The organism is Tropicimonas isoalkanivorans (assembly GCF_900112335.1).
Taxonomy (GTDB): Bacteria; Pseudomonadota; Alphaproteobacteria; order Rhodobacterales; family Rhodobacteraceae; genus Tropicimonas; species Tropicimonas isoalkanivorans.
This window is the reverse complement of record NZ_FOLG01000001.1, coordinates 254,459-268,641: the sequence shown is the minus strand read 5'-3', so window position 1 is coordinate 268,641 and position 14,183 is coordinate 254,459. Positions and strand designations below refer to the sequence as shown.

The 14,183-nt window shown below is 63.2% G+C and carries 13 protein-coding genes; 7 read left to right on the top strand and 6 right to left on the bottom strand.

Annotation, left to right across the window (positions count from 1 at the left end; genetic code table 11):
• Window positions 1–203: 203 nt before the first annotated feature.
• The 6 genes from BM075_RS01225 to BM075_RS01200 form a co-directional block, all read right to left on the bottom strand.
• Window positions 204–755, bottom strand: a complete 552-nt coding sequence (locus BM075_RS01225; RefSeq protein WP_093358667.1) for a nucleotidyltransferase family protein — start codon at window positions 753–755, stop codon at window positions 204–206.
• Window positions 745–1,578 carry an XdhC family protein gene (locus BM075_RS01220; RefSeq protein ID WP_093358665.1) on the bottom strand — a complete coding sequence of 278 codons (834 nt, stop codon included), beginning with the start codon at window positions 1,576–1,578 and terminating at the stop codon, window positions 745–747. Before BM075_RS01220 ends, BM075_RS01225 begins: the two co-directional genes overlap by 11 nt.
• Window positions 1,575–3,764, bottom strand: coding sequence for a xanthine dehydrogenase family protein molybdopterin-binding subunit (locus BM075_RS01215; RefSeq protein ID WP_093358663.1), 2,190 nt, complete (start codon window positions 3,762–3,764; stop codon window positions 1,575–1,577). Before BM075_RS01215 ends, BM075_RS01220 begins: the two co-directional genes overlap by 4 nt.
• Complete coding sequence (locus BM075_RS01210; RefSeq protein WP_093358661.1) at window positions 3,761–4,744, bottom strand: FAD binding domain-containing protein; 984 nt, start codon at window positions 4,742–4,744, stop codon at window positions 3,761–3,763. The genes BM075_RS01215 and BM075_RS01210 overlap by 4 nt, the downstream gene beginning before the upstream one ends.
• Complete coding sequence (locus BM075_RS01205) at window positions 4,741–5,244, bottom strand: 2Fe-2S iron-sulfur cluster-binding protein (RefSeq protein WP_093358660.1); 504 nt, start codon at window positions 5,242–5,244, stop codon at window positions 4,741–4,743. The genes BM075_RS01210 and BM075_RS01205 overlap by 4 nt, the downstream gene beginning before the upstream one ends.
• Window positions 5,245–5,646: 402 nt before the next feature.
• Window positions 5,647–6,546, bottom strand: coding sequence for a MurR/RpiR family transcriptional regulator (locus BM075_RS01200; RefSeq protein ID WP_093358658.1), 900 nt, complete (start codon window positions 6,544–6,546; stop codon window positions 5,647–5,649).
• A gap of 199 nt (window positions 6,547–6,745) precedes the next feature.
• On the opposite strand from BM075_RS01200, the gene BM075_RS01195 reads away from it, so the two are divergent.
• The 7 genes from BM075_RS01195 to BM075_RS01165 are packed head-to-tail and all read left to right on the top strand — an operon-like array spanning window position 6,746 to window position 14,040.
• A complete protein-coding gene (locus BM075_RS01195; protein WP_093358656.1) occupies window positions 6,746–7,813 on the top strand; it encodes an extracellular solute-binding protein in 1,068 nt (355 codons plus the stop codon).
• Window position 7,814: 1 nt separating this feature from the next.
• On the top strand, window positions 7,815–8,918 hold the full coding sequence (locus BM075_RS01190) for an ABC transporter ATP-binding protein (RefSeq protein ID WP_093358654.1): 1,104 nt from the start codon (window positions 7,815–7,817) through the stop codon (window positions 8,916–8,918).
• Window positions 8,918–9,781, top strand: coding sequence for an ABC transporter permease (locus tag BM075_RS01185; protein ID WP_093359378.1), 864 nt, complete (start codon window positions 8,918–8,920; stop codon window positions 9,779–9,781). The genes BM075_RS01190 and BM075_RS01185 overlap by 1 nt, the downstream gene beginning before the upstream one ends.
• Window positions 9,781–10,554: an ABC transporter permease gene (locus BM075_RS01180; RefSeq protein ID WP_093358652.1), complete on the top strand. Its 774-nt coding sequence runs from the start codon at window positions 9,781–9,783 to the stop codon at window positions 10,552–10,554. The genes BM075_RS01185 and BM075_RS01180 overlap by 1 nt, the downstream gene beginning before the upstream one ends.
• Before the next feature lie 14 nt (window positions 10,555–10,568).
• Window positions 10,569–11,819 (top strand): diaminopropionate ammonia-lyase, encoded by a 1,251-nt coding sequence (locus BM075_RS01175; protein WP_093358650.1) that lies wholly within the window; start codon window positions 10,569–10,571, stop codon window positions 11,817–11,819.
• Complete coding sequence (locus tag BM075_RS01170) at window positions 11,816–13,066, top strand: Zn-dependent hydrolase (protein ID WP_093358648.1); 1,251 nt, start codon at window positions 11,816–11,818, stop codon at window positions 13,064–13,066. The genes BM075_RS01175 and BM075_RS01170 overlap by 4 nt, the downstream gene beginning before the upstream one ends.
• A complete protein-coding gene (locus BM075_RS01165) occupies window positions 13,063–14,040 on the top strand; it encodes an N-carbamoyl-D-amino-acid hydrolase (RefSeq protein ID WP_093358646.1) in 978 nt (325 codons plus the stop codon). Before BM075_RS01170 ends, BM075_RS01165 begins: the two co-directional genes overlap by 4 nt.
• Window positions 14,041–14,183: the final 143 nt, after the last annotated feature.

Below are 14,183 nucleotides of genomic sequence, written 5' to 3'. Positions count from 1 at the left end.
AAGGGTGATGGGGGCACAAGCGCGGCACCAAGATCGGCTACGAGCCGGTCCGGTAATAGTGGAAGCGGCTCGCTCCCATACGTGCTGCCGGGATCCGCGCGAAACGCGACGAATGGTTTGGTTCGGGGCCGGCGTGGCAATGGCACTCTCGGGGCCTTCGACTTGGCCTGATTGCGCCCTCCGGTTCGATAACCAGCGCGCTCTCAGAGGCAAAGGTCGCTTGGACGGTCGATGTCACGTAGCATGTCGGGATTATCCGGGGAGATCGCGCTGGCTTCGGGCCAGTCCCGCGCGGCCGCGCCCCTGTCCCCTTGCAGCGCCAAGAGAGCCGGGAAGCCAGCGGCGGGGAAGATCGCCGGGCAGCCGAAGCGACCGTCGGGATGGCAAGAGAACGTGGGTCCTTCCTGGTGCGCCAGCTTCGTCAGGAAGTTGGGGGTCATGAAAGGCATGTCACCAAGGGCGATGAGCGCGTGGCTGTGGTCCCTCGCGGCGGCTACACCGGTCCGGATCGACGCGGCGATGCCGTCCGAAGGGATGGGCGTCTCGACAATCTTCCAGCCGGCCGGAACGCGAGGATCAGGTGCGTTCGTCGGCCGGACGAGGAAGCGGGAGGCGACATCGGCCCCGGCGGCGGCCTCCATCGAAAGGGACAGCACCGACCGGCCATCGATCATCGCATTCAGCTTGTCCGACCCAAACCGGCTGCTCCTCCCTGCCGCGAGGAGGATCAACGCCACCCGTCGGTCAGGCGTCATCGCGAAGGCGATCGTAGGCCGCCACGACTTCCGTCAAAGTCGAAAGAGCGAACAGTCGTGGCGTCTTGCAGGACGGGATGACACCGACTGGACTCCCGAGCCGCTCGTCGACAACGACGCCCCGGGTAGAGAGATCAGCCAGGCGTCGGTCGTGGGTCGCCCGGCTTCCTTGCGCGCCGATGTAGAACGCCTCGCTCGACATGGCTTCCTCGATAAGTGCGATCTCCCAGTCATGATCGTGGAACAGCAGCAGGATGGCGGTCCACGGGTCGGCCTTTGGCAGAGCGCTCGGACGGCCGAAAGAGAGGGTGTCGGTCGATAGGACCTGAATCTCGATGTCCATCATCCGCGCGAGGTCCGCGACGGCGGTCATTTCGGGACCTTTGCCAAACAGGCGCAAACGCAAGGCCGGCAAGAATTCCCGGTATGGCAGTCCGGGAAGGTCGAGGCGAGTGGGGCGCCGCGCATGGAGATCGTCCATCGCCCGCCGCACCGCGTCCCTGTCCGGCAATGGGTCGAGCAGGATGTCGAGGCCGCCGCCGCAAGGGAGACGGAAATCGATCTTCTCGGACCCGCGCCCGTAGCGCCGCACCTCTGGAGCCGTCAACTCGCCGACATCCGTGACCAGCTGGCGCTCTAGGCAATTGTCGGCGAAATCTCCTGCCGTGATACCGTCGGGGCGGATCGCCAGTTGCGCCCCGATCCGCCGGGAGAAGGCGCCGTCGATCCCGACGATGGTGCAGAGCGCCACCCCGGGCTCGCAGGCCACGGCCAGAGCGGCATGGTCGGGGTCGACCGGGCGCGGATGCGGCTCGCCCCTCATTCAGGAAGCGCGGCGAGAATGCGGTCCGGCGTCATCGGCAGCTCACGGAGCCGCGCACCGCAGGCGTTGTAGACCGCGTTCGCGATGGCGCCCGCGCCCCCGCACATACCGAGTTCGCCGATGCCCTTGGCCTGAATCGCGCTTGCCAAGGGATCGCGCTCCTCCAGCATCAGCACTTCGACATCTTGGACGTCCCGATGTACGGGGACGTGGTACTCCGCGAGATCCGGGTTCGCGAGATGGCCGTCCCGCGGGTCGAAGTGCAAGGCCTCGGTCAAAGCCGCGCCGATGCTCCAGGTGATGCCGCCCAGGCATTGCGAGCGCGCGGTCTTTTCGTTCAGCACCCGCCCGAAGCCGAAAGCGCCGAGCATCCGGTCGACGCGCGCCTCGCCGGTCCAGTGATTGACGCGGACCTGCGCGAAAAAGGCGCCGAACCCCGAGGCCGTCCACGCATCCTGGTTGTCGCCGGGCTCGTAATGGCCGACCTCCTCCAGCGCCTCGCCCCCGAGGAGATCGACAAGCGTCCTGCCCCCCGCGACTGCACCGTCCTTTAGTCCCAACTCCGCCTCTCCGGTGTTGGCGCGCCGTGCAATTTCTTCGCGCAGCGCCTTGCATGCCAGATACACGGCAGAACCGATGGAGGCCGCACCCCAGCTTCCGCCCGACCCCGGACCGCGTGGGTGGTTGGTGTCGCCAAGCTCGACCGTTACCCGGTCGATTGGCAGGCCCAGCATCTCCCCTGCGATCTGGGCGAGGATGGTGTAAGTGCCGGTGCCGAGGTCGGTCATGTCGGTCTGGACGACCGCGCGACCCTCGGCGGTGAGGCGCACCCGAGCCTTGGCCTCACTCACGTTGTGGACGCGGGCAGCGCTGGCCATTCCGGTTCCGATCCACCAGTCACCCTCGCGCCGCATACGCGGCCGGCGGGGGCCGTCGTCCCAGCCGAAAGCCTCCGCCCCTTGGCGCAGACAGTCGGCGAGGGTGTGCGAGGTAAATGGCAGGTCCTCCTCCGGGTTTTCTCCGGGAATGTTGCGCAGGCGGAACGCGACAGGGTCGATCCCCGCCTTTTCCGCCAGTTCGTCCATCGCCATCTCGAGCGCGGGCATACCCACAGCCTCCCCCGGCGCGCGGACCGATCCGGCAGTCATTCTGTGGATGCGAACGAGATCCATGCCCAAGGACCTGTTCTCCGCCCCGTATAGAAAATGCGACGATTGCAGGACCGGCTCGGCAAAGCTCTCGCCCGGAAGGTTCGAGACACGGGCGTGATGGCCAAAGGCCGTCAGGCGACCTTCGGCGTCGCAGGCGAGCTGCAAGCGCTGATGGGTTTCGGATCGGCGCATGATGCACTGGAACACCTGTTGGCGGGACATTACCACACGCACCGGACGCCCAAGCTGGCGCGCGGCGAGGGCGGCAGCGACCACCTCCTCGCTGATACCCAGCTTGGACCCGAAACCGCCTCCGACGTATCGGGAAATCAGACGGACATTGTCTTCCTCTACCCCCAGTGCATCGGCCAGTTCGGCGATATTGTAGTTCAGCATTTGCAACGACGCACGGACGGTGAGATTGTCGCCGTCCCAATCCGCGATTGCGGCATGCGGTTCCATCGCCGCGGAGGCGTGGCCGTCGGTCTCGATGGTCAGATCGACGCTATGGGTCGCCGCGTCCATCGCCGCGGTCAAATCGCCCATCTCGACGGCCTGACCATCCTGCGGCTCTGGTTGTGCGGCGGCTGGGTCGAGGTCCACGTCCGCATCCGCTTCGTAGGCGACGACCAGATGTTTCGCCGCATTGCGCGCCTCTTCAAAGGTCTCGGCCACCACGACGGCGATGGGCTGGCCCCAATAGGAAACGCTCTGCGGTTCCTGCTCCGGCGCTTCGCCCGCCGTCCCCTGCGCGGGGCGGGTCGTCATCCGCGCGTCGGCGATCACGGCAAGGACGCCGGGCATGGCCAGCGCCGCGTCGTTGTCGATGTAGGTAACCTTGCCCTTCGTGATCGTCGCGGTGACGAGGACGCCTTCGGCCGGGTCGGCGACGTCGTATTCCGCGGCATAGGTCGCGGTCCCCGTGACCTTTGCGTATCCCTCGATGCGGGGCACGGCCTTGCCGAGAAGCCCTTGTTGCATTCCGTCGAGATGCGCCCGGTCGACTGGGCCGTCCTGCTTGAGATGCGCGGTCATGTGCGGGTCTCCGTTGCCTCGGTCAGCACGGCGGTCAGGGTCCGGCGCGCTAGGGGTATCTTGAATTCGCTTCCGCCGCGGGCGTCTGCCTCGTCGAGAAGCACATCCGCCGCCTTTTCGAAAAGGGCGGGCGACGGTGCCTCACCGACCAGGAGGTCGGCCAGACGTGGATCGTGCCACGGCTTGTGCGCCAGCCCCCCGAAGGCGAGGTCGGCCCGGGCGATCCGGCCGCCGTCCATCGCCACGATCGCGGCGATGGAGACCAGCGCGAAGGCATAGGACGAACGCTCGCGCACCTTGCGGTAGATCTGCTTGCCCTTGACTGGGAGCGGCAGCGTCACCGCTGTGATGATCTCACCGCTCTCCAGAACATTGTCCTGCCAAGGCGTTTCTCCCGGAAGGCGGTGGAACTCGCGGACGGGCACCTGCCGATCACCGCCGCGTCCGCCCTGGATATGAACATGTGCGTCCAGCGCTGCCATCGCCACGGCCATGTCGCCGGGGTAGGTTGCGATACACTGGTCGCTGGTGCCGAGAATTGCATGGAGCCGTGCAACGCCTCCCATTGCCCCGCAGCCGGAGCCCGGCGCACGCTTGTTGCAGGGCTGGTCGATGTTGGTGAAGTAGGTGCAGCGCGTTCGCTGGCAGAGATTGCCGGCAGTTGTCGCCTTGTTGCGCAGCTGTTGCGTGGCGCCCGCAAGGATTGCCCGCGCAAGCACCGGATAGTCGGCACGCACCTTTGGATGAACCGCAGTGGCGGTGTTGGTGACAAGCGCGCCAATGCGCAGGCCATCGCCCGCTTCCTCGATCGACCCCATATCAAGGCGACCGACATCGACCAGCGTATCCGGTGTCTCAACCTGCAGCTTCATCAGATCAATCAGGTTGGTGCCGCCCGCGATGGCCATCGCTCCCGGGGCGGAAGTCCGCTCGGCTGCGTCGGTTGGGTCGGTGGCGCGGATGTAGTCGAACGGCCTCATGCGTCTTCCTCCGCAACCTGACGGATCGCCGCCAGGATGTTGGCGTACGCGCCGCAGCGGCAGAGGTTGCCGCTCATCCTTTCCCTGATCTCCTCGTCGGTCAGGGTCGGCGCGGCAAGGTCGTCGCTCGCGTCGCTCGGCCATTCGGAGCGAATTTCCTCTAAGAGCGCGGTCGCAGAACAGATCTGGCCCGGCGTGCAGTAGCCGCATTGGAAGGCGTCATGTTCGACGAAAGCCCGCTGCAGAGCCGACGGGTCTTCGGGCGTGCCGAGCCCCTCTATCGTCGTCACTTCCTGGTCCGCGTGCATTGCGGCGAGGGTCAGGCAGCTGTTGATCCTGAAACCATCCACAAGAACTGTGCAGGCCCCGCACTGGCCGTGATCGCAACCCTTCTTCGTGCCGGTCAGCCCGAGATGCTGCCTCAGGAAATCCAGAAGCGATACTCGGACGTCATCGGGCAGTGGTTGGCTGACGCCGTTGACAGTGATCGTCTCGCTCATCGCTCTCTCCTTGCCGGGAGGACTACGATATGGACCGGCGCGCCAAAGAACCAAATCATTTCGCGCGTCGCGCTCACGCCATGGTTGTTTGGTGCTCCTTCAGGTAGGCAACGATCTGCGCTTCGCGGAGAGGGGTTCACTTCGCCGCCTGTCACCTCGCGCGGAGAACAGGCTAATCCTAAACCAAGGACAGGTCAGACGCGCAGATCATTGGAAGTAAAAGGTAACTTCAGGTCGCGGGCTCGCGGCACAGTTTAGCGCGCGAAGCCCGCAATCGTTGTTTTGCTGCTCTGAAGGGGTGCGTGTGCGTGGTGCAGCCGGGACGAACTCGACCCATGGTGCCTCCGTCCAATCAACTGAAAGGATCGCGCCAACATACCGTGGTGTCAGACACGTGGCTCTCTATTTCGAATGCTCCGAAGGTCCGGCCTCGAGTTCGCCCAAATGTTCTCGCAACGTCTCGACATCGTTCAAATGATGAAGACCGGCATCTCCAAGAGCGGCTGTCGTTTCGATCGCCAGTTTTCTGACGAGCGAGAGTGCGCCTGCATACGAGTCGATTGGTAGAGGCGTCTGAACCGCGCAGATGAAGGTCCAGGTTGCGAAAGCTGGGGCTTCGCGCAAGTCTTTGTCGGCGACCAACAGTACTTTGGCGCCACGCGCGGCGATCAGCCGGACGATTTCAGTGAACTTTGCCGGTCGACGCCGGAATCCTACGAGCACAGCAACGTCTTGGGGTCCGAGACCGGCGATACCCTCTGACATGGTTTGTCCGTCGAGCACCAAGGGCGCAACGTCGTGGCGAAGCTGCGCGAGCTGTGCTGTTAGATAGTCCGACAGGAAGCGGCTGTTCCGATATCCCAGAAGCCGCACTTTCCTCGCCTTGGCGAGCGCGGTGGCGGCATCATGGAGCACAGCGTTGTCCAACTTTGAGAGCGTCTCCTCGATGATGCTGACCTCGGAGCGCAACAGATCCATATGCGCCTCGTCGCATCCGCCCAGGCTGTCCGGGTCCCTCATGTAAAGAGGTGATCCGGTTTCGCGTAGAGCGCGTGCGTGCTGCCGCGCTTCCTCAAAACTGCGATAGCCTATCCGCTGTACCAATCGGCTCACGGTTGCGTTCGAGACCCGGGCGTGCCCGGCAAGTTCAGTGGCCGTCCAGACAGGCATTTCCGACGGTGTGTTCAGGATCGTGTCGGCGACCCGCCGTTCGCTCTCGGGTAATGACGCGTAGGCTTCGTGAAGCCGGCGCAGAAGTGATCCAGAGCGGGAGTCGCTGTCAGGCGTGACGTCTTCAGTCATTGTCGGAATGAGTTCTTCTTCTGGGGCGCGCCGTTTCGAAAGGTGCTGAAAACCTGACAAAAGACACGCTGCGGCAGATGACGCATTGGGCACGGAAAGAATGCACGCGGATTTTCATGATTTAGTTGTAGGTGAAAATTCATTTTCATGCAACCATGGAGACGCTCGATCCTCCTGTGACAGATAGAAAGGACCGCCCATGTACCGCCGAGACCTTCTGAAAACTACCCTTGCCGGCGCCGCTCTCGGGGCGTTCGGTCCCGCTTCTCGCGCGCTCGCCGCAACGGACATCCTCTGGATGACCTGGGAAAACCTTGCAAAGGACGACTACCTCGCTCCCTTCCTGGCTGCCAATGATGTGTCCCTTACCAAGACATTCATCGGGACCGATGACGAACAGTTTGCCAAGCTGCGGGCTGGCGGCGCAAACTCGGTCGATCTGATCACGCCCGGACTCGACAAAGTGGAGTTCTACACTGCGTCGGACCTGCTTCAGCCGATCGATTTCGACAAGGTGCCGAACGCGTCGCTGCTTTACGACACGTTCAAGAAAACGCAACTGGGCAAGGTCAATGGCGAGACCTACGGCATTCCGTTCTACTGGGGCATCAATCCGATCGTGTATCGCGCGGACTTGATGGACGAAGAGCCGGACTGGTCGGTTTTCTTTGAAGGTGACAAATACAACGGCAAGCTTGCGATGCGCGACTACGCGCTCGAAGGAATCATGATTGCCGCCATGTATCTCGGTATTCCCGAGAGCGAGATGTTCGACCTCGACGACGCCCAGCTTGCCGAGGTGAAACGGGTCTTGATGATCCAGAAGTCCAAGCTTCGCACGTATTGGAATTCCATCGGCGACCTGACCAACCTGTTTGCGACCGGCGAGGTCGTCTGCGCCTTCTCCTGGGTGCCGCCCTACTATGATCTGCGCGCCAAGGGGATCGACATGGGAATGGCCAAACCCAAAGAGGGCGTGATCGGCTGGTGCGATACGATCGCCGTGCCCAAGGGCGTGCAGGGCGAGCGGCTCGACGCGACGTTCAAGCTGGTCGACTACCTGCTCGGCCCGGAATACGGCAAAATGCTCGCCTTGGGCGGCCCGTATGCGCAATCCACCTCCGCCGCCCGCGACATGCTGAGCGACGAAGAGCAGGAGAAGATCTTCATCAAGGATCTTTCGATCATGGACAGCTTCGTCTGGAAGAAGAATCCGCCGCGGTACAACGACTGGGTGGCGCTGTGGAACGAAGTGAAGGCAAGCTGAGATGACGACGCCTGAACGTCGGGCTGAATCGGAGGAGAGCGGCCGTCCCCGGCGGCCGCTTCTTGAGGCCAAGGGGCTATACAAGAGCTACGGCAAGGTTGAAGCCGTATCCGGCGTTGATTTCGCGCTGGCCGAGAACAGCTACGTCACCCTGCTTGGCCCTTCGGGATGCGGCAAAACCTCCATCCTGCGGATGATCGGTGGGTTCGAGGAGGTGACGTCCGGTGCCCTGACCCTCGATGGCGCACGTCTCGACGAGATCCCCGCCGCGAAACGGCCGATCAATACCGTGTTCCAGAACTATGCGCTGTTTCCTCACCTGTCCGTGGTGGAGAACGTTGCCTTCGGACTGAGCTATCGGGAAATTCCCAGGTCCGAAATCCGTCCCCGCGCTCTGCATGCGTTGGAAATCGTCCAGATGGACGCGATGGCGGACCGTCGGCCGCGCCAGTTGTCTGGAGGGCAACAGCAGCGGGTTGCGCTTGCGCGTGCGATTGTCAACGCACCACGTTTGCTGCTGCTTGATGAACCCTTGTCGGCTCTCGACCGACGGATGCGCAAGGATATGCAGATCGAACTCAAGGATCTTCAACGCCGCCTCGGCATGTCATTTCTCCACGTGACCCACGATCAAGAAGAGGCCTTTGCGCTCTCTGACCGGATCATCGTCATGCGTGACGGCCGGATCGAGCAACAGGGCAGACCGGAAGATATCTACGCCCGGCCACGCACCGCTTACGTTGCAGACTTCATCGGTGGAGCGGCCTGCGTTCCGGCACTGACCCTGGAGCGAAATGGCGATGAGGTCACGCTCGACACGCCGCTTGGCAAGCACAGGGTTCACGGCGTAGCGACGCTCACCGGTGGCGCGCCCGCGGTGCTGTGCCTGCGACCCGAGAACCTGTCGCTGGCGGATGCCGGCATTCCAGCCCGTGTGACGCATTGTGTCTTCCGCGGCTCCGACTGGATCGTGGAATGCGAGATCGCCGGACAACTGGTGCAAGTCACGGCAACCTCGTCTCCGCCGCCGCCGGGAACCGACGTCCATGTGAGCTTCGATCCGGCCCGGGCATGGGCCGCCGCCGCCGACCAAAGGGCGGCCTGATGGCCGTACTGCCTGGACGGATCGGAAATTGGTTGTCGCTGCCCGTCGTCGCGGCTCTCTTCGCGCTTTGCGTGGCGCCGCTGCTGATCCTGTTCGCGTACAGCTTCTTCCAGGTCGACTTCGTCGCCATCTCGCGCGAGCCGACCTTTGCCAACTATGCCAAGATCGCCGGGTCAGAGACGTACCGGAACCTTATTGCGCGCGCCTTCGGCTCGGCGATGCTCGTCGTCGCGATCACTGCCATCATCGGCTACCCGGTTGCATGGTTCATTGCCAAGCGGGTTACGACGGCAAAGTCCACATTGCTGACGCTGCTGCTGGTGCCGCTCTATTCGGGCGACCTCGTTCGCGTGTTCGCCTGGCGGGTGCTCCTGGGGGCGGAAGGTGCGATCAACCGCACTCTCATGTGGTTGGGTGTGACGACGGAGCCGCTGGCAGGGCTGCTCTTCAGCCCGCTCGCAACCCATATCGCGCTCACCTACAACTACCTCCCGTTCATGGTCATTGGTCTTTGGCTCGCCTTTGAGAGTCTCGATGACGCCTGGATCGAGGCGGCGGCCGATCTCGGCGCCCCAGCCGTGGATCGTTTCCGGCGGGTAACATTGCCGCTCACCGTGCCCGGTCTGATTGCGGGAGGGCTGATGGTCTTCGTCATGGTTGCAGGGGACTATCTGACCCCGCAATTGTTGGGCGGCGCTTCGGGCGTCACGATCATATCGGCTGTCAACGATCTGTTCGGCACCGCGTTCGACTGGCCGCTCGGCTCGGCCATAGCGTGGACCATGCTGGCGATCCTGATGTTCTGTTTCGGAGCGGGCGCGCTTGCGATCCGCCGAGCCACTCTGGTTTCGGACGGCGCCTGATGTCACGGCTCGCAACTCTCTGGGTCTGGCTCGTCTTCGGTTTCATGTACCTGCCGATCGCCATGATACTTCTGTTCTCGTTGAACGCGTCCGACGTCATGGCATTCCCCCTCCGTGGTTTCACCACCGAATGGTATGGGGCGATCCTGTCCGACGGTCGTCTCGGCGGCGGGTTCCTCACCACGCTTTCGGTTGCCTTCCCGGTGGCGATCCTCGTGACCGTCTTCGGCGCGATCGCCGCGCTGGTGCTCACGCTCTACCCGATGCGGGGGAGGGGGCTCTTCGTCGCCATTCTGCTCATGCCGTTCCTCGTACCACGCCTGATCCTCGCCGTGTCGCAACTCATCCTGTTCAAGGAGGTGGGGATCGATCGTTCGCTGTGGACAGTTATCGCCGGGCAATCGATCATCATTCTACCGTTCTCCACTCTGATCATCGCCTCGGTCCTGATCCGGATCGACAGACAGCTGATCGACGCGGCGGCCGATCTCGGCGCTTCGGGTTGGTCAAGCTTTCGCAGGGTGGTGCTCCCACTGATGAGCAACGGGCTTCTGGCGAGTTGGGTCATTGCCTTCGTGCTTTCCTCATCGGAGTACGTGATGACGGCCTTCCTTTCGGGGCGCGAACAGCCGCTCTCGGTGCTCGTTGCTTCCGATTTCCGTTTCAACCTTTCGCCCAGCCTGAATGCACTCGCGGTTCTGATCGTGCTGGGAAATATCGCCCTGGTGGTTCTGGCGGAGAGCATTCGCCGCCGCTCGGGGCGCAACGACTGATCAAGCAGGACACTATGCAGGATTCGATCAAGTACGCGAACACCCTCGGACACGAGGCAACCACGGAAGTTGTGTTCAACCGCCATTTCGACCCCCACGCGCCCTACGACGCGACGCAGGCGGCGGTTCTGAGCGATGCGGGCTTTTCCACCGCACACCGGACCATTTCCGCTTGGCCTGGTTACGCTCCAACGCCGCTCCTGGCGCTTCCGGGGATAGCGGCGGAGGCGGGGGTTGCCACGTTGCACTACAAGGACGAGGGCGGGCGTTTTGGGCTCGGCAGTTTCAAGGCACTTGGAGGTGCCTATGCGGTGCTGCGTCTGCTCGCGCGTGAAATAGCCACCCGCAAGGGGATAGACGAGCCGAGTGTGGACGATATCCTCGATGGCACCCATGCCGACGTGATCTCTGATGTCACCGTCTGCTGTGCGACCGATGGCAACCACGGCCGTTCGGTGGCATGGGGCGCACAGACGTTTGGGTGCAACTGCGTGATCTTCATCCACGGGACCGTTTCGGAGGGGCGCAAGACGGCCATCGAAGCATTCGGAGCCGACGTCCGCCGATGCGCTGGCAACTACGATGACAGCGTGCGGGAGGCCGACAAAACGGCACGTGCCGAGGGCTGGTTCGTGGTCTCCGATACGTCCTATCCCGGCTACACGGAGATCCCGAAAGACGTGATGCAGGGCTACGAGGTGATGGCGGCCGAGGCTGCGGAACAGTTGGGCGAGGCGCCGACGCATGTCTTCCTGCAGACGGGTGTCGGTGGTGTCGCCGCGGCGGTGGCAGCCCAGATGCGTCGCCGGTACGGTTCCGGCGCGGCGCCCCGTTTCATTCTGGCCGATCCAGAGGACAGCGCGTGTTGGCTGGAGACCATCCGCGCCGGAACGCCAACAGCTGTTGAGGGCGAGCTAGATACCCTGATGGCCGGGCTTGCCTGCGGCGAGGTGTCGGTGCTTGCCTGGGACGTTCTCAAACCCTTGTGCTTCGCTGTGGCCTCCGTGGCGGACGCTGACGCGGTTGCGATGATGCGCCGCCTGGCGCGGCCGTTGTCGGGGGATCCGCCTGTGGTGGCCGGCGAATCCGCCGTTGCCGGGCTGGCGGCATTTCTTTCGGCTGCGAACCATGCTCCAGCTCGGGAGGCACTCGGAATAGATGAAACCTCCCGCGTGCTGGTCTTCGGCACCGAGGCCGACACTGACCCCGAACTTTATACTGAACTGGTCGGGAAAACTGCGGACGAGGTGAGGGCCGCTGCATGAACGTTCACATCAACACCGAACGGCTCCTCTCCCGGATCGATCAGCTTGGGCGTATCGGTGCCCTTCCCGGCGGCGGTTGCAAGCGGCTGGCCCTGAGCGCCGAGGACGCGGAGGGCCGGGCGCTGGTGACCGGTTGGTTCCGCACACTCGGACTGGAAATTCACACCGACGTCATTGGCAACACCTGGGCCATTCGCAGGGGACGTAAGCACTTGCCACCGCTGGTCCTGGGGTCGCATATCGACACCGTTGCAACCGGTGGCCTTTATGATGGTGTCCTGGGTGTGTTGGGGGGCCTTGAGGTGATCGAGAGCGTGATCGACGCGGGGATCGACACCGAGTATCCGCTCGCTGTGGCGTTCTTCACCAACGAGGAGGGCGCACGTTTCGCACCCGACATGATGGGGTCCGGCGTAAGCCAGGGTGGGTTGGAGCTTGGAGAGATGCTCGGCAAGGTCGGCATTGATGGAAAAAGCGTCGGCGACGCGCTCGATGCCATTGGTGCCCGGGGATCGGAACCCGTTGGGGCGTTGACGCCGTCGGCCTATCTGGAGTTGCACATCGAGCAGGGTCCGGTTTTGGAAAGCGAATGTCTGGAAATCGGGGTCGTCACGGGGGTTCAGGGCATTTCATGGACCGAGTTCACAATCTCCGGCCGATCGTCCCACGCGGGCACCACTCCGATGGCACTGCGCCGTGACGCCGGGGCCGTTGCCGCCGCCATCGCCACGGAAGCCCGCGCGATCGCCCGCGACTTCGGTCCGCCTCAGGTGGCCACAGTCGGCCGGATGTCTTTCACGCCGGATCTGGTGAATGTTGTCCCGGAGCAAGCTGTGCTGACGGTGGACTTACGCCATACTGACGAGGCAACGCTCAAGGCCGCAGAGAAACGTCTCTTCGAGACTGCGGAGGAACTTGCTTCGGCCGAAGGGTGCACGCTCGCCCGTCAAACACTTGCCCGTTTTGAACCTGTGGCCTTTGACACCGATCTCGTCGATCAGATTGTGTCCGGGGCTGTCCGGCTTGGCCTAAGCCACCGCAAGATGCCGTCGGGCGCCGGGCATGACGCTCAGATGTTTGCGCCCAATTGCCCCTCTGCCATGATCTTCGTGCCATCGCAGGGCGGGATCAGCCATAACATTCACGAATTTACCGCACCAGAAGATCTCGCCAACGGCGTCCGGCTCCTGGCCGAGGTGGCGTTGGAACGCGCTTGTGTGGTGCAGCCGGAAGGACAGACCGCATGAGCCGTTCCATCGTCGCCGCCACCGCTCAACTCGGGCCGATCGCGCGCTCCGAGGCTCGCGCGTCCGCCGTCAACCGCCTCATTGCGTTGCTGGAAAAGGCGCACCGCCGAGGTGCGGAGTTGGTGGTGTTTCCTGAACTCGCCCTAACGACGTTTTTCCCGCGCTGGTACATCGAGGATGAAGCGGAACTGGATCGCTTTTTCGAGTCCGAAATGCCGGGGCCGGAAACTGAGCCGCTTTTCGAGGCCGCCCGCCGGCTTGGGATCGGCTTTTACCTCGGCTATGCCGAACTGGTCCGCGAGGGGGATACAAAACGGCGCTTCAATACGTCGATCATCGTGGATCGGGACGGCAGAATCGTGGGCAAATATCGCAAAGTCCATCTTCCGGGCCATTTCAATCCTGAGGAATGGCGCCCGTTCCAGCATCTTGAAAAACGGTATTTCGAACATGGCGATCTCGGGTTCCCCGTTTTCGACGCGATGGGCGGCACGCTTGGAATGTGCCTGTGCAATGATCGTCGCTGGCCGGAGACATTCCGCGTGCTCGGCCTGCGCGGCGCGGAACTGGTCATGCTTGGCTACAACACGCCCGTCCACTACCCGCAGGCCCCGGAACATGATCACCTGCAGGATTTTCATAACCACTTGAGCATGCAGGCCGGCGCCTATGCCAATGGTTGCTGGGTGATCGGCACGGCAAAAGCCGGACGGGAAGAAGGGTGTGACTTGATCGGTGGCAGCTGCATTATCGCCCCAACCGGAGAAATCATTGCCCGGACGCAGGGCTTGGGCGACGAAATCGCGACCGCGGAAATCGATTTCGACAGATGCCGCGAATTGCGGGAGAACGTGTTCAATTTCGCGTTGCACCGCGAGCCCGGTGACTATGGCCCGATCTGCGAAGGGGCGGCGCTGCGCGCACAATCACGCACGAAGGTTACCGAAGACAGCCGTTTCTCCGCACGGAATTGACACACGTCTGCGTGGAACAAAAGACAGCCATACCGCCCCTAGCGAGACTGTTTCGAATTGGTGTGCCAGAATCCAGCGGGACGTTGCCAAGCCAGGGGTCAGCGTTGTGACCTACCCGGCTTGGGTGGTGAGAGGCAGCTCGA

Coding starts and splice junctions, on each gene's coding strand:
- BM075_RS01170 (WP_093358648.1), top strand. CDS start 11,816: ATGAACGTTCACATCAACACCGAACGGCTCCTCTCCCGGATCGATCAG.
- BM075_RS01220 (WP_093358665.1), bottom strand. CDS start 1,578: ATGAGGGGCGAGCCGCATCCGCGCCCGGTCGACCCCGACCATGCCGCT.
- BM075_RS01215 (WP_093358663.1), bottom strand. CDS start 3,764: ATGACCGCGCATCTCAAGCAGGACGGCCCAGTCGACCGGGCGCATCTC.
- BM075_RS01200 (WP_093358658.1), bottom strand. CDS start 6,546: ATGACTGAAGACGTCACGCCTGACAGCGACTCCCGCTCTGGATCACTT.
- BM075_RS01175 (WP_093358650.1), top strand. CDS start 10,569: ATGCAGGATTCGATCAAGTACGCGAACACCCTCGGACACGAGGCAACC.
- BM075_RS01190 (WP_093358654.1), top strand. CDS start 7,815: ATGACGACGCCTGAACGTCGGGCTGAATCGGAGGAGAGCGGCCGTCCC.
- BM075_RS01165 (WP_093358646.1), top strand. CDS start 13,063: ATGAGCCGTTCCATCGTCGCCGCCACCGCTCAACTCGGGCCGATCGCG.
- BM075_RS01180 (WP_093358652.1), top strand. CDS start 9,781: ATGTCACGGCTCGCAACTCTCTGGGTCTGGCTCGTCTTCGGTTTCATG.
- BM075_RS01210 (WP_093358661.1), bottom strand. CDS start 4,744: ATGAGGCCGTTCGACTACATCCGCGCCACCGACCCAACCGACGCAGCC.
- BM075_RS01225 (WP_093358667.1), bottom strand. CDS start 755: ATGACGCCTGACCGACGGGTGGCGTTGATCCTCCTCGCGGCAGGGAGG.
- BM075_RS01195 (WP_093358656.1), top strand. CDS start 6,746: ATGTACCGCCGAGACCTTCTGAAAACTACCCTTGCCGGCGCCGCTCTC.
- BM075_RS01185 (WP_093359378.1), top strand. CDS start 8,918: ATGGCCGTACTGCCTGGACGGATCGGAAATTGGTTGTCGCTGCCCGTC.
- BM075_RS01205 (WP_093358660.1), bottom strand. CDS start 5,244: ATGAGCGAGACGATCACTGTCAACGGCGTCAGCCAACCACTGCCCGAT.